The sequence below is a fragment of the Roseateles sp. GW821-FHT09G03 genome (assembly GCF_059416045.1).
On record NZ_JBWKOK010000002.1, the window covers coordinates 1,038,996 to 1,063,627 of the forward strand.

Genomic DNA, 24,632 nt, shown 5'->3' on the forward strand with positions numbered 1-24,632 from the left:
CTCTCTGTATTTAGGAACCTATCATGGCATTCGACAAAGACGCTTTCCTGGCTGCCCTGGACAGCATGACCGTTCTGGAACTGAACGACCTGGTCAAGGCGATTGAAGAGAAGTTCGGCGTGTCCGCCGCTTCGATGGCCGCTCCGGCTGCTGGTGGCGCTGCCGCCGGTGGCGCTGCCGCCGCCGAAGAAAAGACCGAGTTCACCGTCGTCCTGACCGACGCCGGCGCTCAGAAGGTCTCGGTCATCAAGGCCGTTCGCGAAATCACCGGCCTGGGCCTGAAGGAAGCCAAGGACCTGGTCGACGGCGCTCCGAAGCCCGTCAAGGAAGGCATCGCCAAGGCCGACGCCGAAGCCGCCAAGAAGAAGCTGGAAGAAGCCGGCGCCAAGGTCGAACTCAAGTAAGACCTTGTCGGGATCCGGTGACGCGTTCACCGGGTTCCGCACCGCGAGAGGGGTGGTCCCATGGGGCCTCCCCTTTCCTCGTTTCAGGGTTTGTCCTGGGGCGGTTTCGGTTGACAAAGAGCAATCGAAAGCATCGTGCTGTATCATGCACGGTTCTTTCGAGTGTTCTCTGATCCGACTGCAGAGAACGGTTTGGTCGGACCGCGGTCAAGCCGTGCGTCACGCGTGGGGTGCAACGCCCTCCGTGCCGCCCGGTGATCGGGGTTGTCCGCCAGCGGTTGGTAGTGGCCAACCACCAAGCTTCGTGGTGCAACGCCCGAACAGCCAGTCGCCGACGCAGCACGCCTCCAGGCCAGGGGCGCGCTCGACACGGAGTCTTTATGGCGCAAGCAACCCCCTACAGCTACACCGAGCGCAAGCGAATCCGCAAGAGCTTCGGCAAGCGCGTGAGCGTGCTCAACGTTCCGTACCTGCTGACGATGCAGAAGGAGTCGTATGTCGACTTCCTGCAAAAGGATGTCGCTCCCCTGAAGCGCAAACCGGAAGGCCTGCAAGCGGCGTTCCTCTCCACGTTCCCGATCACGTCGCACAACGGGTTCGTGGAAATGAAGTTCCTCGAATTCAACATCGCCAAGCCGCCGTTCGACGTCCGCGAATGCCAGCAGCGTGGTCTGACCTTCGCCGCCGCCGTGCGCGCGAAGCTGCAGATGATCATCTACGACCGGGAAAGCCCGCAGCCGAAGACGGTCAAGGAGATCAAGGAGCAAGAGGTCTACATGGGCGAAGTGCCGCTCATGACCGACTACGGCTCGTTCATCATCAACGGCACCGAGCGCGTCATCGTCTCGCAGCTGCACCGCTCGCCCGGCGTGTTCTTCGAGCACGACAAGGGCAAGACCCACTCGTCCGGCAAGCTGCTGTTCTCGGCCCGCATCATTCCGTATCGCGGCTCGTGGCTGGACTTCGAGTTCGACCCGAAGGACATCCTGTACTTCCGCGTCGACCGCCGCCGCAAGATGCCGGTCACGATCCTGCTCAAGGCCATCGGCCTGAATCCCGAGCAGATCCTGGCGCACTTCTTCGTCTTCGACAATTTCCGCCTGATGGACTCGGGCGCCCAGATGGAGTTCGTGGCCGAACGCCTGAAGGGTGAAGTCGCGCGCTTCGACATCACCGACAAGAGCGGCAATGTGCTGGTCGAGAAGGACAAGCGCATCACCGCCCGTCACGTGCGTCAGCTGGAGCAATCCGGCACGCAGCATGTGACCGTGCCGGAAGACTTCCTGCTGGGCCGCGTCCTGGCCAAGAACATGGTCGACCCGGACACCGGCGAGATCATCGCGAAGGCCAACGATGAGCTGACCGACTCGCTGCTGAAGAAGCTGCGCGGCGCCGGCATCAAGGACATCCAGGCGCTGTTCACCAACGAGCTGGACGAAGGCGCGTACATCAGCCAGACGCTGGCCTCGGACGAGACCGCCGATCAGTTGGCTGCCCGCGTCGCGATCTATCGCATGATGCGCCCCGGCGAGCCGCCGACCGAAGATGCGGTCGAAGCGCTGTTCAACCGCCTGTTCTACAGCGAAGACACGTACGACCTGTCGCGCGTCGGCCGGATGAAGTTCAACGCCCGCGTGGGCCGCGACATCCCCACCGGTGCGATGACGCTGTCGAACGAGGACATCCTCGACGTCGTCAAGATCCTGGTCGAGCTGCGCAATGGCCGCGGCGAAGTTGATGACATCGACCACCTGGGCAATCGTCGCGTCCGTTGCGTCGGCGAACTGGCCGAGAACCAGTACCGCTCGGGTCTGGCCCGTATCGAGAAGGCCGTCAAGGAACGTCTGGGCCAAGCCGAGACCGAAGCCCTGATGCCGCACGACCTGATCAACTCCAAGCCGATTTCCGCGGCGCTGAAGGAGTTCTTCGGTGCGTCGCAGCTGTCGCAGTTCATGGACCAGACCAACCCGCTGTCCGAGATCACGCACAAGCGTCGCGTCTCGGCCCTGGGCCCGGGCGGTCTGACCCGCGAGCGCGCCGGCTTTGAAGTCCGCGACGTGCACCCGACCCACTATGGCCGCGTCTGCCCGATCGAAACGCCGGAAGGCCCGAACATCGGTCTGATCAACTCGCTGGCGCTGTATGCGCGCCTGAACGAGTACGGCTTCCTGGAGACCCCGTACCGCCGCGTGGTGGACTCGAAGGTCACCAACCAGATCGACTACCTGTCGGCCATCGAAGAAGGCAAGTACGTGATCGCCCAGGCGAACGCGTCGCTGAACGATCAAGGCCAACTGGTCGACGAACTGGTCTCCGCGCGTGAGAACGGCGAATCGGTGCTGACCTCGCCGGAACGCATCCAGTACATGGACGTGGCGCCGACGCAGATCGTGTCGGTGGCGGCGTCGCTGGTGCCGTTCCTGGAGCACGACGATGCGAACCGCGCACTGATGGGCGCGAACATGCAGCGTCAGGCCGTTCCGACCCTGCGTCCTGAAAAGGCGTTCGTGGGCACGGGCGTCGAGCGCGTGGCCGCGAAGGACTCGGGCACGGTGGTTGCGGCTCGCCGCGGCGGCGTGGTCGACTACGTGGACACGAACCGTATCGTGATCCGCGTGAACGACGACGAGACCGTGGCCGGTGAAGTCGGTGTCGACATCTACAACCTGATCAAGTATCAGCGTAGCAACCAGAACACCAACATCCACCAGCGTCCGATCGTCAAGCGTGGCGACAAGGTCGGCGCGGAAGACATCATCGCCGACGGCGCGTCGACCGACCTGGGTGAACTGGCCCTGGGCCAGAACATGCTGGTTGCGTTCATGCCGTGGAACGGCTACAACTTCGAAGACTCGATCCTGATCTCCGAACGCGTGGTGGCCGAAGACCGCTACACCTCGATCCACATCGAGGAACTGGTGGTCATGGCGCGTGACACGAAGTTGGGCAGCGAGGAAATCACCCGCGACATCCCGAACCTGAGCGAACAGCAACTGGCTCGTCTGGACGAATCCGGCATCGTGTACATCGGTGCCGAGGTGAACCCGGGCGACGTGCTGGTCGGCAAGGTCACGCCGAAGGGCGAGACCACGCTGACGCCGGAAGAGAAGCTGCTGCGCGCGATCTTCGGCGAGAAGGCTTCGGACGTGAAGGACACGTCGTTGCGCGTGGACCAGGGCACCAACGGCACGGTCATCGACGTGCAGGTGTTCACCCGCGAAGGCATCCAGCGCGACAAACGCGCCCAGCAGATCATCGACGACGAGCTGAAGCGCTTCCGCCTGGACCTGAACGACCAGCTGCGCATCGTGGAAGCTGACGCGTTCGACCGCGTCGAGAAGCTCCTGGTGAACAAGATCGCCAACGGCGGTCCGAAGAAGATCACCAAGGGCACCGTCATCTCGAAGGACTACCTGGCCGAGGTCGAGAAGTTCCACTGGTTCGACGTCCGTCCCGCCGAGGACGACATCGCCAACCAGCTGGAATCGATCAAGAACTCGCTGGAGCAGACCCGTCACAGTTTCGACCTCGCCTATGACGAGAAGCGCAAGAAGCTGACGCAAGGCGACGAGCTGCCGGCCGGCGTGCTGAAGATGGTCAAGGTGTACCTGGCCGTCAAGCGTCGCCTTCAGCCTGGCGACAAGATGGCCGGCCGTCACGGCAACAAGGGCGTCGTGTCCAAGATCACCCCGATCGAAGACATGCCCTACATGGCCGACGGCACGCCTGCCGACATCGTGCTGAACCCGCTGGGCGTCCCGTCGCGGATGAACGTGGGCCAGGTGCTGGAAGTCCATCTGGGCTGGGCCGGCAAGGGCATCGGTCAACGCATCGGCGACATGCTGCAACGCGAGGCCCGCGTGGCCGAGCTGCGCGACTTCATGGACCAGCTGTTCAACCAGAACGGCGGCAAGTCCGAGGAGCTGGCGCAACTGAGCGATGACGAGATCCTCGGCATGGCCCAGAACCTGCAGCACGGCGCCACCTTCGCGACCCCCGTCTTCGACGGCGCGAAGGAAAGCGAAATCCGCGCGATGCTGAAGCTGGCCTATCCGGACGACATCGCGGCGAAGAAGGGTCTCACGCCCACTCGCACGCAGGCCTTCCTGTATGACGGCCGCACTGGCGAGCAGTTCGAGCGTCCGACGACGATCGGCTACATGCACGTGCTGAAGCTGCATCACCTGGTCGACGACAAGATGCATGCCCGTTCGACTGGTCCGTACTCGCTGGTCACGCAGCAGCCGCTGGGCGGCAAGGCGCAGTTCGGCGGACAGCGTTTCGGCGAGATGGAAGTGTGGGCGCTGGAAGCCTATGGCGCTTCGTACATCCTGCAGGAAATGCTGACGGTCAAGTCCGACGACGTGAACGGCCGTACGAAGGTTTACGAGTCCATCGTCAAGGGCGAGCACTCGATCGAAGCCGGCATGCCCGAGTCGTTCAATGTGCTGGTGAAGGAAATCCGTTCGCTGGGCATCGACATCGAGCTCGAGCGCAACTAAAGAGAACAGGAGAATCGTATGAAGGGTTTGTTGGACCTGTTCAAGCAATTCACGCCGGACGAACATTTCGACGCGATCAAGATCGGGCTGGCCTCGCCCGAGAAGATCCGCTCGTGGTCGTTCGGTGAAGTGAAGAAGCCCGAGACCATCAACTACCGGACGTTCAAGCCGGAGCGTGATGGCCTGTTCTGCGCCAAGATCTTCGGCCCGATCAAGGACTACGAGTGCCTGTGCGGCAAGTACAAGCGCCTGAAGCACCGTGGCGTGATCTGCGAGAAGTGCGGCGTCGAAGTCACCCAGACGAAGGTGCGCCGTGAGCGCATGGGTCACATCGAGCTGGCCGCGCCGTGCGCGCACATCTGGTTCCTGAAGTCGCTGCCGTCGCGTCTGGGCCTGGTGCTCGACATGACGCTGCGCGACATCGAACGCGTGCTGTACTTTGAAGCGTACGTGGTGGTGGACCCGGGCATGACCCCGCTGAAGAAGTTCAGCATCATGTCCGAGGACGACTACGACGCGAAGCGCATCGAGTTCGGTGACGAGTTCATCGCGCTGATGGGCGCCGAAGGCATCCAGAAGCTGCTGGCGGAAATGGATCTCGACGTCGAGATCGACCGCCTGCGCAACGACATGACCGGCTCCGAGCTGAAGATCAAGAAGAACTCCAAGCGCCTCAAGGTGATGGAAGCCTTCAAGCGCTCGGGCATCAAGCCGAACTGGATGGTGCTGGAAGTGCTGCCGGTGCTGCCGCCGGACCTGCGTCCGCTGGTGCCGCTGGACGGTGGCCGCTTCGCGACGTCGGACCTGAACGACCTGTACCGCCGCGTCATCAACCGCAACAACCGCCTGGCCCGTCTGCTCGAGCTGAAGGCCCCTGAGATCATCGTGCGCAACGAAAAGCGCATGCTGCAGGAAGCCGTCGACTCGCTGCTGGACAACGGTCGCCGCGGCAAGGCGATGACCGGCGCGAACAAGCGTGCCCTCAAGTCGCTGGCCGACATGATCAAGGGCAAGAGCGGTCGTTTCCGTCAGAACTTGCTGGGCAAGCGCGTCGACTACTCGGGTCGTTCGGTCATCACCGTGGGCCCGACGCTCAAGCTGCACCAGTGCGGCCTGCCGAAGCTGATGGCGCTGGAGCTGTTCAAGCCCTTCATCTTCTCGCGCCTGGAAGCGATGGGCATCGCGACCACGATCAAGGCCGCGAAGAAGGAAGTCGAGAGCGGCACCCCCGTCGTCTGGGACATCCTGGAAGAGGTCATCAAGGAGCATCCGGTCCTGCTGAACCGCGCGCCGACGCTGCACCGCCTGGGCATCCAGGCGTTCGAGCCGGTGCTGATCGAAGGCAAGGCGATCCAGCTGCACCCGCTGGTCTGCGCGGCGTTCAACGCCGACTTCGACGGTGACCAGATGGCCGTCCACGTGCCGTTGTCGATCGAAGCGCAGATGGAAGCCCGCGTGCTGATGCTGGCTTCGAACAACGTGCTGTTCCCGGCCTCGGGTGAACCGTCGATCGTGCCGTCGCAAGACGTGGTGCTGGGTCTGTATTACGCGACCCGCGAACGCACCAACGGCAAGGGCGAGGGCATGATCTTCTCGGACATCCCCGAGATGATCCGCGCGCTGGAAAACGGCGCGGTGGAGATCACCGCCAAGATCGGCGTGCGTCTGACCGAGTACGTCAAGGAAGGCGACGAGTGGGTCGCCCAGACCAAGCTGACGGATACCACCGTCGGTCGCGCGCTGCTGTCCGAGATCCTGCCCAAGGGCCTTCCTTTCTCCAACATCAACAAGGCGTTGAAGAAGAAGGAAATCTCGAAGCTGATCAACACGTCCTTCCGCAAGTGCGGCCTGAAGGAAACCGTGGTGCTGGCAGACAAGCTGCTGCAGGCCGGTTTCAAGCTGGCCACGCGCGCGGGCATCTCGATCGCCATCGATGACATGCTCGTGCCCAAGCAGAAGGTCGAGCTGATCGACCGCGCCGAGAAGGAAGTCAAGGAGATCGAGCAGCAGTACGTCTCGGGTCTCGTGACCGCCGGCGAGCGCTACAACAAGGTCGTCGACATCTGGGGCAAGACCGGTGACGAGGTCGGCAAGGTGATGATGTCGCAGCTGTCCAAGGAGAAGATCCTGGACCGCCACGGCAAGGAAGTCGAGCAGGAGTCCTTCAACTCGATCTACATGATGGCCGACTCGGGCGCGCGGGGTTCCGCGGCGCAGATCCGTCAGCTGGCCGGCATGCGCGGCCTGATGGCGAAGCCGGACGGCTCCATCATCGAGACGCCGATCACGGCGAACTTCCGCGAAGGCCTGAACGTTCTGCAGTACTTCATCTCCACCCACGGTGCTCGTAAGGGCCTGGCGGACACGGCGCTGAAGACCGCGAACTCGGGTTACCTGACCCGCCGTCTGGTCGACGTGACGCAGGATCTGGTCGTGACCGAATCCGATTGCGGCACCGACAACGGCATCAACATGCGCGCCCTGGTGGAAGGCGGTGAGGTGATCGAGTCTCTGCGTGACCGCATCCTGGGACGCGTGGCTGCGATCGACGTCGTGCATCCGGAAACGCAAGGCGTTCTGCTGACCGCCGGCAACATGCTGGATGAAGACATCCTGGACATGCTGGAAGCTGCCGGCGTGGACGAGGTCAAGGTCCGTACTCCGCTGACCTGTGGCACCCGTTTCGGCCTGTGCGCGAAGTGCTATGGCCGCGACCTGGGTCGTGGCGGCATGGTGAACACCGGCGAAGCGGTCGGCGTCATTGCTGCTCAGTCGATCGGTGAACCCGGCACCCAGCTGACGATGCGGACCTTCCACATCGGTGGCGCGGCGTCGCGTGCGGCGGTGGCCTCGAGCGTGGAAGCGAAGTCGGACGGCATCATCGGGTTCAACGCCACGATGCGCTACGTCACGAACGGCAAGGGCGAACTGGTGGTGATCTCGCGTTCCGGCGAAATCATCATCTCCGATCCGCACGGCCGTGAGCGCGAGCGTCACAAGGTGCCGTACGGCGCCCTGCTGAACATCAAGGCTGACCAGACCATCAAGGCCGGCACCATCCTGGCGACCTGGGACCCGCTGACCCGCCCGATCATCACGGAATTCGCCGGTCAGGCGAAGTTCGAGAACGTCGAGGAAGGCGTCACCGTGGCCAAGCAGGTCGACGAAGTGACGGGTCTGTCCACCCTGGTCGTGATCGACCCGAAGCGCCGCGGCGCTGCCAAGGTCATCCGCCCGCAGGTCAAGCTGCTGGACGCCAATGGCCAGGAAGTGAAGATCCCCGGTACCGATCACTCGGTGACGATCGGCTTCCAGGTCGGCTCGCTGGTTCAGATCCGCGACGGTCAGGAGCTGGCTCCTGGTGAAGTGCTGGCGCGTATCCCGGTGGAAGGTCAGAAGACCCGCGACATTACCGGCGGTCTGCCGCGTGTTGCCGAGCTCTTCGAAGCCCGTTCGCCGAAGGACGCCGGCTTCCTGGCGGAACAGACCGGTACGGTTTCGTTCGGCAAGGAGACCAAGGGCAAGGTCCGCCTCGAGATCACCGATCCGGAAGGTCGCAAGCACGAGCTGCTGGTGCCCAAGGAAAAGAACATCCTGGTGCACGAAGGCCAAGTGGTGAACCGTGGCGAACTGGTGGTCGACGGTCCGGCAGATCCGCAGGACATCCTGCGTCTGCTGGGTATCGAAGAGCTGGCGCGCTACATCGTCGACGAAGTGCAGGACGTGTACCGTCTGCAGGGCGTGAAGATCAACGACAAGCACATCGAGGTGATCGTTCGCCAGATGCTGCGCCGCGTGCAGATCGTCAACCCGGGCGATTCGGCTTACATCGCCGGCGAGCAGGTCGAGCGTTCGGAACTGCTGGACACCAACGACCGCCTTCGTGGCGAGGGCAAGATGACGGTCACGCACGCCGACGTGCTGCTGGGCATCACGAAGGCTTCTCTGTCGACGGACTCGTTCATCTCCGCGGCGTCGTTCCAGGAAACGACCCGCGTGCTGACCGAAGCCGCGATCATGGGCAAGCGCGACGAACTCCGTGGTCTGAAGGAGAACGTCATCGTGGGTCGCCTGATTCCTGCCGGCACGGGTATGGCCTTCCATCAGGCGCGTCGCGCCAAGGAAGAAATGGACGACGCCGAGCGCCGTTCCATCGCCATCCAGGAAGCCGAGGAGATGGCGGCCGTCCAGCTGTCCGCGCTTGACGCGGCTAGCGACGCCGGCGCCAACGAGTAAACGCACCGACAGCATCGAGCCGCTTGCGGCTCGATCCGAAGGCTGCCGTCCCGCAAGGGCGGCAGCCTTTTTCATTGGGCGAAGAAATCAGGGTGGAGAGGGTGCCGCGTTCAACTTCAGCCAGGCCGCAGGAGACAGGATGGGCAGTCCGAGCTTCGCGGCACGTTTGGCCACCTTGAGCACGGCCCGGTCTCGGGAGATCAAGCTCGTCGGCCGCGAGGCGGCCAAAGCCAGGCCGAGATCGATGAACTTCTGGTCGTCGGTGTCACTGCAGCGCGGGCGCGCGATGCCGAGTTGCGGCTCGTCAACGAAGCGGCAGTGCTGTTCGAAGGCTTTATCGATGTGGGCGAGATCCGGTGCATAGCGCGCGGCTACGCCGCGGCCGATCACATGGAGAAGCTCCCCCTTCATGGCCAGCGTTGCGGCCCAAAGTAAGCGCCGGCTTACAATGGCTGCGATCAGGGGCGCCAGGGTGGCTTCGTCGAAGACCAGCCAATCCATCACGATTTGCGTGTCCAGGACGACCAGCGGCACGGGGGTGTCGGCGTTGTCCGGATGCAGCGGAAAAGCGGTGGCGTTGGCGTCGTTCATAGGGTCCGGGAGCATAGCGCCTTGTGTGTTTCGGTTGAACTCGCCTACAATCGCCGGCTCTCCAGCATGTCTTGATGCGTCCCGAGTCCAGGTTTCGAACCGATCCGGGGTTGATTCGAGCGTGGTGCCGCAAGGCGCTGCGCTTTTGTCGCTTGTGGAAGGCCCTCGATCTCGCGGGCGTCCGGAAGGCCAGGGCCGGCTGGGGTTGTGACTTCAAACGGGAACAAGTTACTTATGCCAACCATCAATCAGCTCGTTCGCCACGGTCGTGAGACCGAGGTGACGAAATCCAAGTCGCCGGCCATGCAGTCGTGCCCGCAACGTCGTGGCGTCTGCACCCGCGTGTACACCACCACCCCGAAGAAGCCGAACTCGGCGCTTCGTAAGGTCGCCAAGGTGCGCCTGACCAACGGTTTCGAGGTCATCTCGTACATCGGCGGTGAAGGCCACAACCTGCAAGAGCACAGCGTCGTGCTCGTGCGCGGCGGCCGGGTCAAGGACTTGCCGGGTGTGCGTTACCACATCGTGCGCGGTTCGCTCGACCTGCAAGGCGTCAAGGATCGCAAGCAGTCGCGTTCCAAGTACGGCGCGAAGCGCCCGAAGAAGTAAGGCTCTACAGCCAAGGTCTTGGTGGCCGAGAGGTCATCGAATATTTGCGGCCCGAGTGCCTGTGCACCGGCAGCCGAGTAAGTGGATCCCCCCAGATGTCGGTGGAGATCCCCGGCGGGGCGAGAGCCCTGACCAACTGAAGCATTGAAGGAAGAATCCCATGCCACGTCGTCGCGAAGTACCCAAGCGCGAGATCCTGCCGGACCCGAAGTTCGGTAGCGTTGATCTGTCCAAGTTCATGAACGTCATCATGGAATCGGGCAAGAAGGCTGTTGCCGAGCGCATCATTTATGGCGCGCTGGAGCAAGTCGAGCAAAAGTCCGGCAAGGACCCGCTCGAGATCTTCATGATCGCGATCAACAACGTGAAGCCCATGGTCGAAGTGAAGTCCCGCCGCGTTGGCGGTGCGAACTACCAAGTTCCCGTGGAAGTTCGCCCCGTCCGCCGTCTGGCCCTCGCCATGCGCTGGTTGAAGGAATCCGCGCGCAAGCGCGGTGAGAAGTCGATGGCCCAACGTCTGGCCAACGAACTGCTGGAGGCCTCCGAAGGCCGTGGTGGCGCGATGAAGAAGCGCGATGAAGTCCACCGCATGGCAGACGCCAACAAGGCGTTCTCGCACTTCCGCTTCTAATCAAGACCTCTCTGGCCGCCTCGGGTTACTACTGACCCGATGGCGGCTCCATGCATTTGGAGTGACACCATGTCCCGCAAGACCCCCATCGAGCGCTACCGCAACATCGGTATCTCGGCGCACATCGATGCCGGCAAGACCACCACGACGGAACGCATCCTGTACTACACCGGTGTGAACCACAAGATCGGTGAAGTGCACGACGGCGCTGCCACGATGGACTGGATGGAGCAGGAACAAGAGCGCGGCATCACGATCACGTCGGCCGCGACGACCTGCTTCTGGAAGGGCATGGACATGTCCTACCCTGAGCACCGCTTCAACATCATCGACACCCCCGGACACGTGGACTTCACGATTGAAGTCGAGCGTTCGATGCGCGTGCTGGACGGCGCCTGCATGGTGTATTGCGCCGTCGGCGGTGTGCAGCCCCAGTCGGAAACCGTCTGGCGCCAGGCCAACAAGTATCGTGTGCCGCGTCTGGCGTTCGTGAACAAGATGGACCGTACCGGTGCCAACTTCTTCAAGGTCGTGGACCAGATGAAGACTCGCCTGAAGGCGAACCCGGTCCCGATCGTGATCCCCATCGGCGCTGAAGAGAACTTCACCGGCGTGGTGGACCTGCTCAAGATGAAGGCCATCATCTGGGACGAAGCGTCCCAGGGCATGAAGTTTGAGTACCAGGACATCCCGGCCAACCTCGTCGACACCGCCAACGAATGGCGCGAGAAGATGGTCGAGGCCGCCGCGGAAGCCACTGAAGAGCTGATGAACAAGTACCTCGAGACGGGTGACCTGACCGAGGAAGAAATCAAGCTCGCAATCCGCAAGCGCACCATCGCGACCGAGATCCAGCCGATGCTGTGCGGCACCGCGTTCAAGAACAAGGGTGTGCAGCGCATGCTGGACGCCGTCATCGACTTCCTGCCGTCGCCGCTGGACATCCCGCCGGTTTCGGGCACGGACGAAGATGACCAGCCGATCTCGCGTCAGCGTACCGACGAAGAGAAGTTCTCGGCGCTGGCCTTCAAGCTGATGACCGACCCGTACGTCGGCCAACTGACCTTTGTGCGCGTCTATTCGGGCGTGCTGCAGTCTGGCGCGACCGTCTACAACCCGGTCCGCGGCAAGAAGGAGCGCATCGGCCGGATCCTGCAGATGCACGCCAACCAGCGTGAGGAAATCAAGGAAATTCTGGCGGGCGACATCGCTGCCTGCGTGGGTCTGAAGGACGTCACCACGGGCGAAACCCTGTGCGACCCCGACAGCATCATCACGCTCGAGCGCATGGTCTTCCCGGAGCCCGTGATCTCGCAGGCCGTCGAGCCGAAGACCAAGGCCGACCAGGAAAAGATGGGTATCGCGCTGGGTCGTCTGGCTGCCGAAGATCCGTCCTTCCGTCTGCGCACTGACGAGGAGTCTGGTCAGACCATCATTTCCGGCATGGGCGAGCTCCATCTGGAAATCATCGTCGACCGCATGAAGCGCGAATTCGGCGTCGAAGCCAACGTGGGCAAGCCGCAGGTGGCCTACCGCGAGACGGTTCGCAAGTCGGTGACCGACGTTGAAGGCAAGTTCGTGCGTCAGTCTGGCGGCAAGGGCCAGTACGGTCACGTCGTGTTCTCGCTGGAGCCGCAAGAAGCCGGCAAGGGCTTCGAGTTCGTCGACGCCATCAAGGGCGGCGTGGTGCCTCGCGAGTTCATCCCCGCCGTCGAGAAGGGCGTCATCGACAGCCTGCCGAACGGCGTGCTGGCCGGCTACCCGGTCGTGGACGTGAAGGTCACGCTGACCTTCGGTTCGTACCATGACGTGGACTCGAACGAAAACGCGTTCAAGATGGCTGCCTCGATGGGCTTCAAGGAAGCTTGCCGTCGCGCCAGCCCGGTCATCCTCGAGCCGATGATGGCCGTGGAAGTCGAAACGCCGGAAGACTATGCTGGTACGGTGATGGGCGATCTGTCCAGCCGCCGCGGCATGGTGCAAGGCATGGACGACATGATCGGCGGTGGCAAGATCATCAAGGCGGAAGTTCCTCTGTCCGAGATGTTCGGCTACTCGACCTCGCTGCGTTCGGCCACGCAAGGCCGCGCGACGTACACGATGGAGTTCAAGCACTACAGCGAAGCTCCGAAGAACGTCGCCGACGCGATCATCACCGCTCGCGCGAAGTGATGGCATGAGCCGGTGCTTTCGAGTACCGGCTCGTTTCGTTTTTCGATCATCGAATCGTCTTCGCAGTGATTCCTCCCGGTTGCCGGTCGTCGGGGTGTCAGGACACTGCGGAAACGCTAAACCAACAGACCGGGCAGATGCTCTTTTTGGAGAATTGAAATGGCAAAAGGCAAGTTTGAACGTACCAAGCCGCACGTGAACGTGGGCACGATTGGCCACGTTGACCATGGCAAGACGACGCTGACGGCGGCGATCGCGACGGTGCTGTCGAAGAAGTTCGGCGGCGAAGCCAAGGCGTACGACCAGATCGACGCGGCGCCGGAAGAAAAGGCGCGTGGCATCACGATCAACACCGCGCACGTCGAGTACGAGACGGCCAACCGCCACTACGCGCACGTGGACTGCCCGGGGCACGCTGACTATGTGAAGAACATGATCACGGGTGCGGCGCAGATGGACGGCGCGATCCTGGTGTGCTCGGCCGCTGACGGCCCGATGCCCCAGACCCGCGAGCACATCCTGCTGGCACGTCAGGTTGGTGTGAAGTTCATCATCGTCTTCCTGAACAAGTGCGACATGGTGGACGACGCCGAGCTGCTGGAGCTGGTGGAGATGGAAGTCCGCGAGCTGCTGAGCAAGTACGACTTCCCGGGCGACGACACGCCGATCATCAAGGGTTCGGCCAAGCTGGCGCTGGAAGGCGACACGGGCGACCTGGGCGAGCAGGCCATCATGCGCCTGGCGGACGCGCTGGACACCTACATCCCCCAGCCGGACCGTGCCGTTGACGGCGCATTCCTGCTGCCGGTGGAAGACGTGTTCTCGATCTCGGGCCGTGGCACCGTGGTGACGGGTCGTGTCGAGCGCGGGATCATCAAGGTCGGCGAGGAAATCGAGATCGTCGGTATCCGCGAAGTCCAGAAGACGACCGTGACCGGCGTGGAAATGTTCCGCAAGCTGCTGGACCAGGGTCAAGCTGGCGACAACGTCGGTATCCTGCTGCGCGGCACCAAGCGTGAAGACGTCGAGCGCGGCCAAGTGCTGGCCAAGCCCGGCTCGATCAAGCCGCACACCCACTTCACCGCTGAGATCTACGTTCTGAGCAAGGAAGAGGGCGGCCGCCACACCCCGTTCTTCAACAACTACCGTCCCCAGTTCTACTTCCGCACGACGGACGTGACCGGTGCCGTGGAGCTGCCGAAGGACAAGGAAATGGTCATGCCTGGCGACAACGTCAGCATCACCGTGAAGCTGATCGCTCCGATCGCCATGGAGCAGGGTCTGCGCTTCGCCATCCGTGAAGGCGGTCGTACCGTCGGCTCGGGCGTCGTGGCCACCATCATCGAGTAAATCTTTTGCTGGTACCCGTCGGGTACCGGTGAGGCGCACCACCCATCTCGGTGGGTGACGCGTCCCCAACTCGGCGGCGCCATCGCTGCCTCCGCGATGCCTCGCGCATCGCGTCGCTCTTTGAAGGAAAAGTCATGTCTACCAAGCAAAAGATCCGCATCCGGCTGAAGGCCTTCGATTACAAGCTGATCGACCAATCGGCTCTGGAAATCGTGGAAACCGCCAAGCGCACCGGCGCGATCGTCAAGGGTCCCGTGCCCCTGCCGACACGCAAGGAGCGTTTCGACATCCTGCGTTCGCCGCACGTCAACAAGACGTCGCGCGATCAGTTTGAAATCCGCACCCACCAGCGTCTGATGGACATCGTCGATCCGACCGACAAGACGGTCGACGCGCTGATGAAGCTGGACCTGCCGGCCGGCGTGGACGTCGAAATCAAGCTGCAGTAATTCAGTCGGGCGCCGGAGCGGTCCGGCGGCTCTCTGGGAGGCGACCTTCGGGTCGCCTTTTTCTTTGGGCGGCAGTGTCACCCAGCTTGCGGTGTAGTCAGGGTTGACGCTATACTCCGCAGCTTTTCCGCGCCGGGATTTCCTTGCGCGGCTTCGTCGCATCGCCGTTGAAGAGGTTTGGGGCCTTTACCCCTGTCCTCATCGAAGGAGCGATGCTTGTCGGCCCGGCCAATCGATGTCGGGTGTGTGAAATGACTTCAGGCGCGCGGCGGTGTCTCCGTCGAAGCGTTCGGGGTCAGGAGAAAACCATGAGTCTTAGCAATCGTCTCGGATTGCTGGGCCGCAAGGTGGGCATGATGCGTGTGTTCACGGTCGACGGTGATACCGTCCCCGTGACCGTGCTGGACGTGTCCAACAACCGCGTGACCCAGGTCAAGACCGAAGAAACCGACGGCTACAGCGCCATCCAAGTGACGTACGGCGCTCGCAAGGCGTCCCGCGTTACCAAGCCGCAAGCGGGTCACCTCGCCAAGGCTGGTGTTGAAGCCGGTGAAATCATCAAAGAATTCCGCGTGGATGCCGCGGTCGCCGCCGAATACAAGGCTGGCGCTCAAGTCCCCGTGACGCTGCTCGCCGCCGGCCAACTGGTCGACGTGCAAGGCACCTCGATCGGTAAGGGCTTCGCAGGCACCATCAAGCGCCACAACTTCGGTTCGCAGCGCGCTTCGCACGGTAACAGCCGCTCGCACAACGTCCCTGGCTCCATCTCGATGGCGCAGGATCCGGGTCGCGTGTTCCCGGGCAAGAAGATGTCCGGCCACCTCGGCGACGTCACCGTGACCGTCCAGAACCTGGATGTCGTCCGCATCGACGAAGCCCGCCAGCTGGTGCTGGTCCGTGGTGCCGTTCCTGGCGCGAAGGAAGGATTCGTCGTGATCCGTCCGGCCGTCAAGGTCAAGACCAAGAAGGGAGCCAACTGATGCAACTCGAGCTCCTGAATGAGCAGGGTCAGGCGACGTCGAAGGTCGACGCTCCCGACACCCTTTTCGCTCGTGATTACAACGAAGCCCTGGTGCACCAGGTGGTCGTGGCTTATCAGGCCAACGCCCGTCAAGGCACTCGCGCCCAACTGACCCGCGCTGAAGTCCGTCACTCGACGAAGAAGCCGTTCCGTCAAAAGGGCACCGGCAACGCGCGTGCTGGTATGACCTCCTCGCCGCTGTGGCGTGGGGGCGGTCGCATCTTCCCGAACAAGCCTGACGAGAACTTCTCGCACAAGCTGAACAAGAAGATGTACCGCGCTGGCATGGCCGCGATCCTGTCGCAGCTGGCCCGTGAAGGTCGTCTGGCCGTCGTGGACTCGATCTCGATTGAAGCCCCGAAGACCAAGCTGCTGGCTGCCAAGCTCAAGGGCATGGGTCTGAATCACGTCATGGTGATCTCCGACTCGGTGGACGACAACCTGCTGCTCGCTTCGCGCAATCTGCCGAACGTGCTGGTCGTCGAGCCGCGTTATGTCGATCCGCTGTCGCTGGTCTTCTACAAGAAGGTCCTGGTGACGAAGGCTGCGATCGAGCAACTGAAGGAGATGCTGGCATGAGCGCGCTCAAGTTTGCTGATGGCCGTCTGGCCAAGGTGCTGCTCGCTCCGATCGTGTCCGAGAAGGCCACGATGGCTGGCGAAAAGCACAACCAAGTCCTGTTCAAGGTCTTGCGCGACGCGACGAAGCCCGAGATCAAGGCCGCCGTTGAACTGATGTTCAAGGTCGAGGTCGATGCGGTCAACGTCGTCAACGTCAAGGGTAAGACCAAGCGCTTCGGTGGCCGTCAAGGCCGTCGCGACCACGTCAAGAAGGCGTACGTGTCGCTGAAGGCTGGCCAGGAGCTCAACTTCTCCGGGGAGGCTGCGTAATGGCCGTCGTTAAAGTCAAGCCGACTTCGCCTGGCCGTCGTGGCGTGGTGAAGGTGGTGCACAAGCACCTGCACAAGGGCGCTCCCGAGGCTTCGCTGCTGGAGCCCCAGAAGCAGAATTCCGGCCGTAACAATAACGGTCACATCACGATGCGCCACAAGGGCGGTGGTCACAAGCACCACTACCGCGTGGTGGACTTCCGTCGCAACAAGGATGGCATCCCGGCGAAGGTCGAGCGCATCGAGTACGACCCGAACCGTACGGCCCACATCGCGCTGGTGTGCTACGCCGACGGCGAGCGGCGTTACATCATTGCTCCGCGCAACCTGGAAGTCGGTTCGACGATCCTGAGCGGCGCCGAGGCCCCGATCAAGGTCGGGAACACGCTGCCCATCCGCAACATTCCCGTGGGTTCGACGATCCATTGCGTGGAACTGCTGCCGAGCAAGGGTGCCCAGATCGCTCGCTCTGCCGGCACCTCCGTGGTACTGATGGCGCGTGATGGTTCGTACGCTCAGATCCGTCTGCGCTCCGGCGAAGTCCGCCGCGTGCACATCGACTGCCGCGCCACCATCGGTGAAGTGAGCAACGAAGAGCATAGCCTGCGCCAGTACGGCAAGGCCGGTGCCATCCGCTGGAAGGGCATCCGCCCGACCGTGCGTGGTACCGCCATGAACCCGGTCGACCACCCGCACGGTGGTGGTGAGGGTCGTACGGGTGAAGGTCAGGCCCCTGTGTCGCCGTGGAACACCCTGACGAAGGGCTACCGCACTCGCAACAACAAGCGCACGCAGACTTTCATCGTCTCGCGTCGCAAGAAGTAAGGGGTAGACCAACATGGCTCGTTCCCTCAAGAAGGGTCCCTTTGTGGACCATCACCTGATGGCCAAGGTCGACAAGGCCGTTGCCATCAAGGACAAGAAGCCCATCAAGACCTGGTCGCGTCGCTCGACGATCCTGCCCGAGTTCATCGGTCTGACGATCGCTGTGCACAACGGCAAGCAGCACGTGCCGGTCTATGTGTCGGACCAGATGGTCGGTCACAAGCTGGGTGAGTTTGCTCTGACCCGTACCTTCAAAGGCCACCCGGCCGACAAGAAGGCCGGCAAGAAGTAAGGATGACGACGATGGAAACCAAAGCAATCGTTCGTGGCGTCCGCCTGTCGTTTGATAAGGGCCGCCTGGTGGCGGACCTGATTCGCGGCAAGAAGGTGGATCAAGCGCTGAACATCCTCGAGTTCACCCAGAAGAAGGCCGCGCTGATCATCAAGAAGGCGCTGGAATCGGCGATCGCCAATGCCGAGCACAACGACGGTGCCGACATTGACGAACTGAAGGTCACTTCGATCTACGTGGAGCAGGGCACCACGCTGAAGCGGTTCTCCGCGCGCGCCAAGGGCCGCGGCAATCGCATCAGCAAGCCGACCTGCCATATCTACGTGACCGTCGGCCACTGAGCCTGAAGGAAGACTATGGGACAGAAAATTCATCCGACTGGCTTCCGCCTGCCCGTCACCCGTAACTGGGCGTCGCGCTGGTACGCGAACAACCAGAACTTCGCCACGATGCTGGCCGAAGATCTGCAAGTTCGCGAGTTCCTGAAGGCCAAGCTGAAGAACGCCGCCGTTTCGCGCATCCTGATCGAGCGTCCTGCAAAGAATGCCCGCATCACGATCTTCTCGGCCCGTCCGGGCGTGGTGATCGGCAAGAAGGGCGAGGACATCGAGAATCTGAAGGCCGAACTGACCAAGCGTCTGGGCGTGCCGGTGGCAGTCAACATCGAGGAAGTGCGCAAGCCCGAAATCGATGCTCAACTGATCGCTGACTCGATCACCCAGCAGCTCGAAAAGCGCATCATGTTCCGCCGCGCCATGAAGCGCGCGATGCAGAACGCGATGCGTCTGGGCGCGCAGGGCATCAAGATCATGTCCGCTGGCCGTCTGAACGGCATCGAAATCGCTCGTACCGAGTGGTATCGCGAAGGCCGTGTGCCTCTGCACACCCTGAAGGCTGACATCGATTACGGCTTCTCCGAAGCCAAGACCACCTACGGCGTGATCGGCGTCAAGGTGTGGGTGTATCGCGGTGACCGTCTGGCCAATGGCGAGGCCCCCGTGATCAACACGCCCCCGGGTGCCGAAGATGATCGTCGTCCCCGTCGCAATGCCCGTCCGGGCGCGCCGGGTGGCCGTGGTCGTGGCGACAAGCCTGCCGAAGGCGGCGACAAGCCTGCTGCGAAGCGTGTGGTGCGCAAGCCCGCCGCTGACGGCGGTCAGGCGTAAGGAGAACTCAACATGCTGCAACCCGCTCGTCGCAAATACCGCAAGGAGCAAAAGGGCCGCAACACTGGTGTTGCTACCCGCGGCGCGACCGTCGCTTTCGGTGACTTCGGCCTGAAGGCCACCGAGCGCGGCCGTATCACGGCTCGTCAAATCGAAGCGGCTCGCCGTGCCATCTCGCGCCATATCAAGCGCGGTGGCCGGATCTTCATCCGCATCTTCCCGGACAAGCCGATCTCGCAAAAGCCTGCCGAAGTCCGTATGGGCAACGGCAAGGGCAACCCGGAGTACTACGTGGCTGAGATCCAGCCCGGCAAGGTGCTCTACGAGATCAACGGCGTGCCTGAGGCTCTGGCGCGCGAGGCGTTCACGCTGGCCGCTGCCAAGCTGCCCCTGCGCTGCACCTTCGTGGCCCGCCAGCTCGGCGCCTGATTGGAGAACACCCCATGAAAGCATCTGAACTGCGCGCGAAAGACGTGGCTGCCTTGAAGAAGGAAGTCACTGATCTGCTGAAGGCCCACTTTGGTCTGCGCATGCAAAAGGCGACGCAACAACTGACCAACACTTCGGTGCTGGGCAATACGCGTCGTGACATCGCCCGCGCCAAGACCATCCTGGCCGAGAAGAAGGGAGCCGCGAAATGACGCAAGCTCAAGAGAAGAACACCCGCACCCTGATCGGTCGTGTCGTCAGCGACAAGCGCGCCAAGACGATCACCGTGCTGGTTGAGCGCCGTGCGAAGCACGAGCTCTACGGCAAGATCGTGGCCCGTTCCCGCAAGTACCACGCCCATGATGAAAATGGCGAGTACAAGATGGGCGACGTGGTCGAGATCGCCGAAGGCCGTCCGCTCTCGAAGACCAAGAGCTGGGTCGTGACCCGCCTGGTCCAGAAGGCTCAGCTGGTCTGATCGCCGATGTCGCGCGTTAAGCGCGACGTGGCCTGGGGTGGGCGACCACCCATGGCTGTCAATGGCTGGAACATCGGAATTCCCGGTGTCCAGCCATTTTTCATTTTTCGCGGCACACTCTGCCGTTTTCATTCACCGACAACAGAATCAGGAGCGCGACATGCTGAAAGTGGGCGATCGACTGCCGGCCGGCAATCTGCAGGAATTCATCGAGGTTGAGGGCGAAGGTTGCTCGCTCGGTCCGAACAGCTTCGACATCGAGAAGCTGACTGCGGGGAAGACCGTGGCGATCTTTGCGCTGCCTGGTGCGTTTACGCCGACCTGCTCCGCTCAGCATGTTCCTGGCTATGTTGCGCTGGCCGATGCGCTCAAGGCGGTCGGTGTGGACGAGATCTGGTGCGTGTCCGTCAACGACGCGTTTGTGATGGGTGCCTGGGGTCGTGAACAGAAGACGGCTGGCAAGGTCCGGATGATGGCTGACGGTAGCGCCACCTTCACCCAGGCCACTGGTCTGACGTTGGACCTTGTCGCGCGGGGTATGGGCCTGCGCTCGCAGCGGTATTCGATGCTCGTCAAGGACGGCGTGGTCAAGAGCCTCAATATCGAAGCGCCGGGCAAGTTCGAAGTCAGCGACGCCGGGACGTTGCTGAAGCAGGCCCAGTCGCTCTGACGCGCAACAACATCAGTTGACAGGCGGATTGTGCTTGTCGCATAATCCGCTGCTTCGCCGAATGGTGGCTCCGTCGCTCGACGGGCCCTGTGACCAGCGCACAGGGCAGCGGCCTTCGGTTCTAGGTTTCTTGCCCATTTAGGCCAGACGCGGGTCGCCGCAAGGTGACAGGTGATTTGGCTTACGGGCCCAAGACTGACCGCTCTCTGGATGGCTGCGATGGTCGCAGTTGCCTGAGCGGGAAAAGTTGGGGACAGACATGATCCAAATGCAATCGCGACTCGATGTCGCGGACAACACTGGCGCCAAGTCCGTCATGTGCATCAAGGTGCTTGGTGGTTCCAAGCGTCGTTATGCGCATATTGGCGACATCATCAAGGTCAGCATCAAGGAAGCTGCGCCGCGTGGCCGCGTCAAAAAAGGCGAGGTTTACAACGCGGTGGTCGTGCGCACTGCCAAGGGTGTGCGCCGCCAAGACGGTTCCCTGGTCAAGTTCGACGGCAATGCCGCCGTGCTGCTGAACGCCAAGCTGGAGCCCATCGGCACCCGCATCTTCGGCCCGGTCACGCGCGAACTGCGTACCGAGCGCTTCATGAAGATCGTGTCGCTGGCGCCTGAGGTGCTCTAAGCCCCGCTCAGACAAAGGTATTGCCATGAACAAGATTCGCACAGGCGACGAGATCATCGTCCTGACCGGCCGCGACAAGGGTAAGCGCGGCACCGTGACGCTGCGTGTGGACGCCGACCATGTCGTCATTGACGGCATCAACGTCGTCAAGAAGCACGTCAAGCCGAACCCGCTGAAGGGTACGACCGGCGGCATCGTCGACAAGTCCATGCCCATCCATCAATCCAACGTGGCGATCTTCAACGCCGCTTCCGGCAAGGCCGATCGCGTGGGCATCAAGCTCGGCGCCGATGGCAAGCGGGTGCGCGTGTTCAAGTCGACCGGCGAAGAGATCAAGGCCTAAGGGGTAAGACATGGCTCGTTTGCAAGAGTTCTATCGCGAGAAGGTCGTCCCTGGTCTGACCGAGAAGTTCGGCTACAAGTCCGTGATGGAAGTGCCGCGCATCACCAAGATCACGCTGAACATGGGCGTGAGCGAGGCGGTCGCCGACAAGAAGGTCATGGACCACGCTTTGGGTGACCTGACCAAGATCGCTGGCCAGAAGCCCGTGGTGACGAAGTCGAAGAAGGCGATCGCCGGCTTCAAGATTCGTGACGGCGTGCCTATCGGCTGCATGGTGACCCTGCGTGGCGCCACGATGTACGAATTCCTGGACCGCTTCGTGACCGTGGCCTTGCCGCGCGTGCGTGACTTCCGCGGTATCTCGGGTCGCTCGTTCGACGGTCGCGGCAACTACAACATCGGCGTCAAGGAACAGATCATCTTCCCCGAAATCGAATACGACAAGGTGGATGCTCTGCGTGGTCTGAACATCAGCATCACGACGACGGCCAAGACGGACGACGAAGCCAAGGCACTCCTGGCTGCGTTCAAGTTCCCGTTCAAGAACTGAGGTGACCCGTGGCAAAACTCTCGATCAAGCAACGTGAGCTGAAGCGCGCCCAACTGGTCGCCAAGTACGCGAAGAAGTACGCGGAACTGAAGGCCATCATCGACGACAGCAAGAAGTCGGATGAAGAGCGCTATCTGGCCCGCCTGGAGCTGCAGAAGCTGCCCCGCAACGCCAACCCGACCCGCCAGCGCAACCGCTGCGAGCTGACCGGCCGCCCCCGTGGCACGTTCCGCAAGTTCGGCCTGGCACGTAACAAGATTCGTGAGCTGGCCTTCAAGGGCGACATCCCCGGTGTCGTCAAGGCCAGCTGGTAATCGGCAGGTTTAGGAGATTTCGTATGAGCATGAGTGATCCTATCGCCGATATGCTGACCCGCATTCGCAACGCCCAGAGCGTTGAGAAGGCCAGCGTCGTGATGCCTTCGTCGAAGCTGAAGGTCGCGATCGCCAAGGTCCTGAAGGATGAAGGCTATATCGATGATTTCGCGGTGCGTGGCGATGCCGCCCGTCCCGAGCTCGAGATCGCGCTGAAGTACTACGCCGGCCGTCCGGTGATCGAGCGCATCGAGCGCGTGAGCCGTCCCGGCCTGCGCATCTACAAGGGCCGCCACGATATTCCCCAGGTCATGAATGGCCTGGGTGTGGCGATCGTCACCACCCCGAAGGGCGTGATGACCGACCGCAAAGCACGTCAAGCCGGTGTCGGCGGCGAAGTGCTCTGCTACGTCGCATAAGCCAAGGAGAGACAGACAATGTCCCGCGTTGGAAAAATGCCGGTCGTCCTCCCGCAAGGCGTGGAAGTGACGATCAGCGCTGAGAAGATCAGCGTCAAGGGTGCCCAAGGTACCCTGTTCGTGGCCGTGAACCCGCTGGTTACGGTCAAGCTCGAAGGCGGCAAGCTGACGTTCGTTCCCGTCAACGAATCGGCAGAAGCCGATGCGATGAGCGGCACGATGCGCGCCCTGCTGGCCAACATGGCCAACGGTGTCAGCAAGGGCTTCGAAAAGAAGCTGAACCTGGTTGGCGTGGGTTTCCGCGCCCAAGCCCAGGGCCAGAAGCTGAACCTGCAGATCGGGTTCTCGCACCCGGTCGTCAAGGACATGCCGGCTGGCATCAAGGTCGAATGCCCGACCCAGACGGAAATCCTGATCAAGGGTGCCGATCGCCAGGTCGTTGGTCAGATTGCCGCTGAAGTGCGCGCGATCCGTCCGCCGGAGCCCTACAAGGGCAAGGGCATCCGCTACGCCGACGAAAAGGTCTCCCTCAAAGAGACCAAGAAGAAGTAAGGAGCCGCGCCATGCTGAACAAGAAGGAACAACGCCTGCGTCGTTCGCGTCAAACGCGTGCTCGCATCGCCCTGCAGCGCGTGGCCCGTCTGACGGTCTTCCGCTCGAACCTGCATATCTACGCCTCGGTCATCTCCGAAGACGGTCAGCGCGTGCTGGCCTCCGCTTCGACGGCCGAGAAAGAAGTGCGCACGCAGCTGTCCGGCAAGGGTGGCAACGTGGCCGCCGCAAGCCTGATCGGCAAGCGCATCGCCGAGAAGGCGAAGGCCGCTGGCGTCGAGAAGGTGGCTTTCGACCGTTCGGGCTTCGCTTACCACGGCCGTGTCAAGGCCCTGGCTGAAGCCGCTCGCGAAGCCGGCCTGCAGTTCTGACGCTCAAAGGATTAGGAAATGGCAAAGTTTCAACCCCGCGCTCAGACCGAAGGCAACGACGACGGCCTGAAGGAAAAGATGATTGCGGTCAACCGCGTCACGAAGGTTGTGAAGGGCGGCCGCACGCTGTCCTTCGCTGCGCTGACCGTGGTCGGTGACGGCGATGGCCGCATCGGCATGGGCAAGGGCAAGGCCAAGGAAGTTCCGGTCGCCGTGCAAAAGGCGATGGAATCGGCCCGCCGCAACATGGTCAAGGTCCAGCTGCGCAACGGCACCATCCAGCACAACGTGGTGGGTGAGCACGGCGCTGCGCACGTGATCATGGCGCCGGCTCCGGCTGGTACCGGCGTGATCGCCGGCGGCCCGATGCGCGCTGTCTTCGAAGTGATGGGCGTGACCGACATCGTGACCAAGAGCCACGGTTCGACCAACCCTTACAACATGGTTCGTGCCACGCTGGACGCGCTCAAGCGCTGCTCCACGCCTGCCCAAGTGGCAGCGAAGCGCGGCAAGACGGTTGAAGAAATCTTCAACTGAGCGCCAGGAGATCGAGATGTCTGAAAAGAAAACGCTCACGGTCAAGCTGGTCCGCAGCCCGATCGGCTGCCGCGAAGATCACCGCGCGACGGTGGTCGGCCTGGGACTTCGCAAGCTCAATAGCACGAAGACGCTGGAAGACACCCCGGCGGTCCGCGGCATGATCAACAAGATCGCCTACCTGGTGCAGGTGCTGTAAGCACG

At 62.4% G+C, this 24,632-nt stretch carries 29 protein-coding genes; 28 read left to right on the forward strand and 1 reads right to left on the reverse strand.

Annotated elements, in window-relative coordinates; all coding sequences use genetic code 11:
* Positions 1–23 precede the first annotated feature (23 nt).
* The 3 genes from rplL to rpoC all read left to right on the forward strand — a co-directional run bounded on the left by rplL (position 24) and on the right by rpoC (position 9,142).
* Entirely contained in the window at positions 24–404 is a 381-nt protein-coding gene (rplL, locus tag AC07OZ_RS11850; RefSeq protein ID WP_067278882.1) for a 50S ribosomal protein L7/L12, read from the forward strand.
* A 380-nt stretch (positions 405–784) separates the two neighbouring features.
* Positions 785–4,906 carry a DNA-directed RNA polymerase subunit beta gene (gene rpoB / locus AC07OZ_RS11855; protein WP_495467312.1) on the forward strand — a complete coding sequence of 1,374 codons (4,122 nt, stop codon included), beginning with the start codon at positions 785–787 and terminating at the stop codon, positions 4,904–4,906.
* 18 nt (positions 4,907–4,924) lie between these two features.
* Complete coding sequence (gene rpoC, locus AC07OZ_RS11860) at positions 4,925–9,142, forward strand: DNA-directed RNA polymerase subunit beta' (protein WP_495467313.1); 4,218 nt, start codon at positions 4,925–4,927, stop codon at positions 9,140–9,142.
* 87 nt (positions 9,143–9,229) lie between these two features.
* Here the strand turns inward: rpoC and AC07OZ_RS11865 are convergent, their stop codons facing one another.
* Entirely contained in the window at positions 9,230–9,733 is a 504-nt protein-coding gene (locus AC07OZ_RS11865; RefSeq protein WP_495467314.1) for a PIN domain-containing protein, read from the reverse strand.
* A gap of 234 nt (positions 9,734–9,967) precedes the next feature.
* Between AC07OZ_RS11865 and rpsL the strand changes: the two genes are divergently transcribed.
* The 25 genes from rpsL to rpmD all read left to right on the forward strand — a co-directional run bounded on the left by rpsL (position 9,968) and on the right by rpmD (position 24,627).
* A complete protein-coding gene (gene rpsL, locus AC07OZ_RS11870; protein WP_067278874.1) occupies positions 9,968–10,342 on the forward strand; it encodes a 30S ribosomal protein S12 in 375 nt (124 codons plus the stop codon).
* 160 nt (positions 10,343–10,502) lie between these two features.
* The gene (gene rpsG, locus AC07OZ_RS11875) at positions 10,503–10,973 is read left to right on the forward strand and encodes a 30S ribosomal protein S7 (RefSeq protein WP_067070490.1); all 471 of its coding nucleotides are present in this window, start codon (positions 10,503–10,505) and stop codon (positions 10,971–10,973) included.
* A 69-nt stretch (positions 10,974–11,042) separates the two neighbouring features.
* The gene (fusA, locus tag AC07OZ_RS11880) at positions 11,043–13,145 is read left to right on the forward strand and encodes an elongation factor G (RefSeq protein ID WP_495467315.1); all 2,103 of its coding nucleotides are present in this window, start codon (positions 11,043–11,045) and stop codon (positions 13,143–13,145) included.
* A 159-nt stretch (positions 13,146–13,304) separates the two neighbouring features.
* Positions 13,305–14,495: an elongation factor Tu gene (gene tuf, locus AC07OZ_RS11885; RefSeq protein ID WP_377158110.1), complete on the forward strand. Its 1,191-nt coding sequence runs from the start codon at positions 13,305–13,307 to the stop codon at positions 14,493–14,495.
* 134 nt (positions 14,496–14,629) lie between these two features.
* On the forward strand, positions 14,630–14,944 hold the full coding sequence (gene rpsJ / locus AC07OZ_RS11890; protein ID WP_067278868.1) for a 30S ribosomal protein S10: 315 nt from the start codon (positions 14,630–14,632) through the stop codon (positions 14,942–14,944).
* Positions 14,945–15,252: 308 nt separating this feature from the next.
* The gene (rplC, locus tag AC07OZ_RS11895) at positions 15,253–15,924 is read left to right on the forward strand and encodes a 50S ribosomal protein L3 (RefSeq protein ID WP_495467378.1); all 672 of its coding nucleotides are present in this window, start codon (positions 15,253–15,255) and stop codon (positions 15,922–15,924) included.
* A complete protein-coding gene (gene rplD, locus AC07OZ_RS11900; protein WP_431259526.1) occupies positions 15,924–16,544 on the forward strand; it encodes a 50S ribosomal protein L4 in 621 nt (206 codons plus the stop codon). Before rplC ends, rplD begins: the two co-directional genes overlap by 1 nt.
* Complete coding sequence (gene rplW / locus AC07OZ_RS11905; RefSeq protein WP_495467316.1) at positions 16,541–16,855, forward strand: 50S ribosomal protein L23; 315 nt, start codon at positions 16,541–16,543, stop codon at positions 16,853–16,855. The genes rplD and rplW overlap by 4 nt, the downstream gene beginning before the upstream one ends.
* Positions 16,855–17,679: a 50S ribosomal protein L2 gene (gene rplB, locus AC07OZ_RS11910; RefSeq protein WP_067278854.1), complete on the forward strand. Its 825-nt coding sequence runs from the start codon at positions 16,855–16,857 to the stop codon at positions 17,677–17,679. Before rplW ends, rplB begins: the two co-directional genes overlap by 1 nt.
* Before the next feature lie 13 nt (positions 17,680–17,692).
* Positions 17,693–17,971 (forward strand): 30S ribosomal protein S19, encoded by a 279-nt coding sequence (gene rpsS / locus AC07OZ_RS11915; protein ID WP_058933599.1) that lies wholly within the window; start codon positions 17,693–17,695, stop codon positions 17,969–17,971.
* Positions 17,972–17,982: 11 nt separating this feature from the next.
* On the forward strand, positions 17,983–18,312 hold the full coding sequence (rplV, locus tag AC07OZ_RS11920) for a 50S ribosomal protein L22 (protein WP_067283213.1): 330 nt from the start codon (positions 17,983–17,985) through the stop codon (positions 18,310–18,312).
* A gap of 15 nt (positions 18,313–18,327) precedes the next feature.
* A complete protein-coding gene (rpsC, locus tag AC07OZ_RS11925; RefSeq protein ID WP_067278851.1) occupies positions 18,328–19,137 on the forward strand; it encodes a 30S ribosomal protein S3 in 810 nt (269 codons plus the stop codon).
* 12 nt (positions 19,138–19,149) lie between these two features.
* The gene (gene rplP, locus AC07OZ_RS11930; protein ID WP_297524278.1) at positions 19,150–19,566 is read left to right on the forward strand and encodes a 50S ribosomal protein L16; all 417 of its coding nucleotides are present in this window, start codon (positions 19,150–19,152) and stop codon (positions 19,564–19,566) included.
* A 14-nt stretch (positions 19,567–19,580) separates the two neighbouring features.
* A complete protein-coding gene (gene rpmC / locus AC07OZ_RS11935; protein WP_088404614.1) occupies positions 19,581–19,778 on the forward strand; it encodes a 50S ribosomal protein L29 in 198 nt (65 codons plus the stop codon).
* Entirely contained in the window at positions 19,775–20,044 is a 270-nt protein-coding gene (gene rpsQ, locus AC07OZ_RS11940) for a 30S ribosomal protein S17 (protein ID WP_067278841.1), read from the forward strand. Before rpmC ends, rpsQ begins: the two co-directional genes overlap by 4 nt.
* A 160-nt stretch (positions 20,045–20,204) precedes the next feature.
* Positions 20,205–20,714 carry a peroxiredoxin gene (locus tag AC07OZ_RS11945; RefSeq protein WP_495467317.1) on the forward strand — a complete coding sequence of 170 codons (510 nt, stop codon included), beginning with the start codon at positions 20,205–20,207 and terminating at the stop codon, positions 20,712–20,714.
* 259 nt (positions 20,715–20,973) lie between these two features.
* Positions 20,974–21,342, forward strand: coding sequence for a 50S ribosomal protein L14 (rplN, locus tag AC07OZ_RS11950; RefSeq protein WP_058933605.1), 369 nt, complete (start codon positions 20,974–20,976; stop codon positions 21,340–21,342).
* A gap of 25 nt (positions 21,343–21,367) precedes the next feature.
* Positions 21,368–21,685: a 50S ribosomal protein L24 gene (rplX, locus tag AC07OZ_RS11955; RefSeq protein ID WP_067278835.1), complete on the forward strand. Its 318-nt coding sequence runs from the start codon at positions 21,368–21,370 to the stop codon at positions 21,683–21,685.
* 10 nt (positions 21,686–21,695) lie between these two features.
* Complete coding sequence (rplE, locus tag AC07OZ_RS11960) at positions 21,696–22,235, forward strand: 50S ribosomal protein L5 (RefSeq protein ID WP_495467318.1); 540 nt, start codon at positions 21,696–21,698, stop codon at positions 22,233–22,235.
* Positions 22,236–22,243: 8 nt separating this feature from the next.
* On the forward strand, positions 22,244–22,549 hold the full coding sequence (rpsN, locus tag AC07OZ_RS11965) for a 30S ribosomal protein S14 (RefSeq protein WP_067065192.1): 306 nt from the start codon (positions 22,244–22,246) through the stop codon (positions 22,547–22,549).
* A 23-nt stretch (positions 22,550–22,572) separates the two neighbouring features.
* Positions 22,573–22,968 carry a 30S ribosomal protein S8 gene (gene rpsH, locus AC07OZ_RS11970; RefSeq protein ID WP_058933609.1) on the forward strand — a complete coding sequence of 132 codons (396 nt, stop codon included), beginning with the start codon at positions 22,573–22,575 and terminating at the stop codon, positions 22,966–22,968.
* Positions 22,969–22,986: 18 nt separating this feature from the next.
* Positions 22,987–23,520, forward strand: a complete 534-nt coding sequence (rplF, locus tag AC07OZ_RS11975) for a 50S ribosomal protein L6 (RefSeq protein WP_495467319.1) — start codon at positions 22,987–22,989, stop codon at positions 23,518–23,520.
* An 11-nt stretch (positions 23,521–23,531) separates the two neighbouring features.
* Positions 23,532–23,891, forward strand: a complete 360-nt coding sequence (rplR, locus tag AC07OZ_RS11980) for a 50S ribosomal protein L18 (RefSeq protein WP_067278827.1) — start codon at positions 23,532–23,534, stop codon at positions 23,889–23,891.
* An 18-nt stretch (positions 23,892–23,909) separates the two neighbouring features.
* Positions 23,910–24,428, forward strand: a complete 519-nt coding sequence (rpsE, locus tag AC07OZ_RS11985) for a 30S ribosomal protein S5 (protein WP_067278825.1) — start codon at positions 23,910–23,912, stop codon at positions 24,426–24,428.
* A gap of 16 nt (positions 24,429–24,444) precedes the next feature.
* The gene (gene rpmD, locus AC07OZ_RS11990; protein ID WP_067278823.1) at positions 24,445–24,627 is read left to right on the forward strand and encodes a 50S ribosomal protein L30; all 183 of its coding nucleotides are present in this window, start codon (positions 24,445–24,447) and stop codon (positions 24,625–24,627) included.
* The last annotated feature ends 5 nt before the right edge of the window (positions 24,628–24,632 follow it).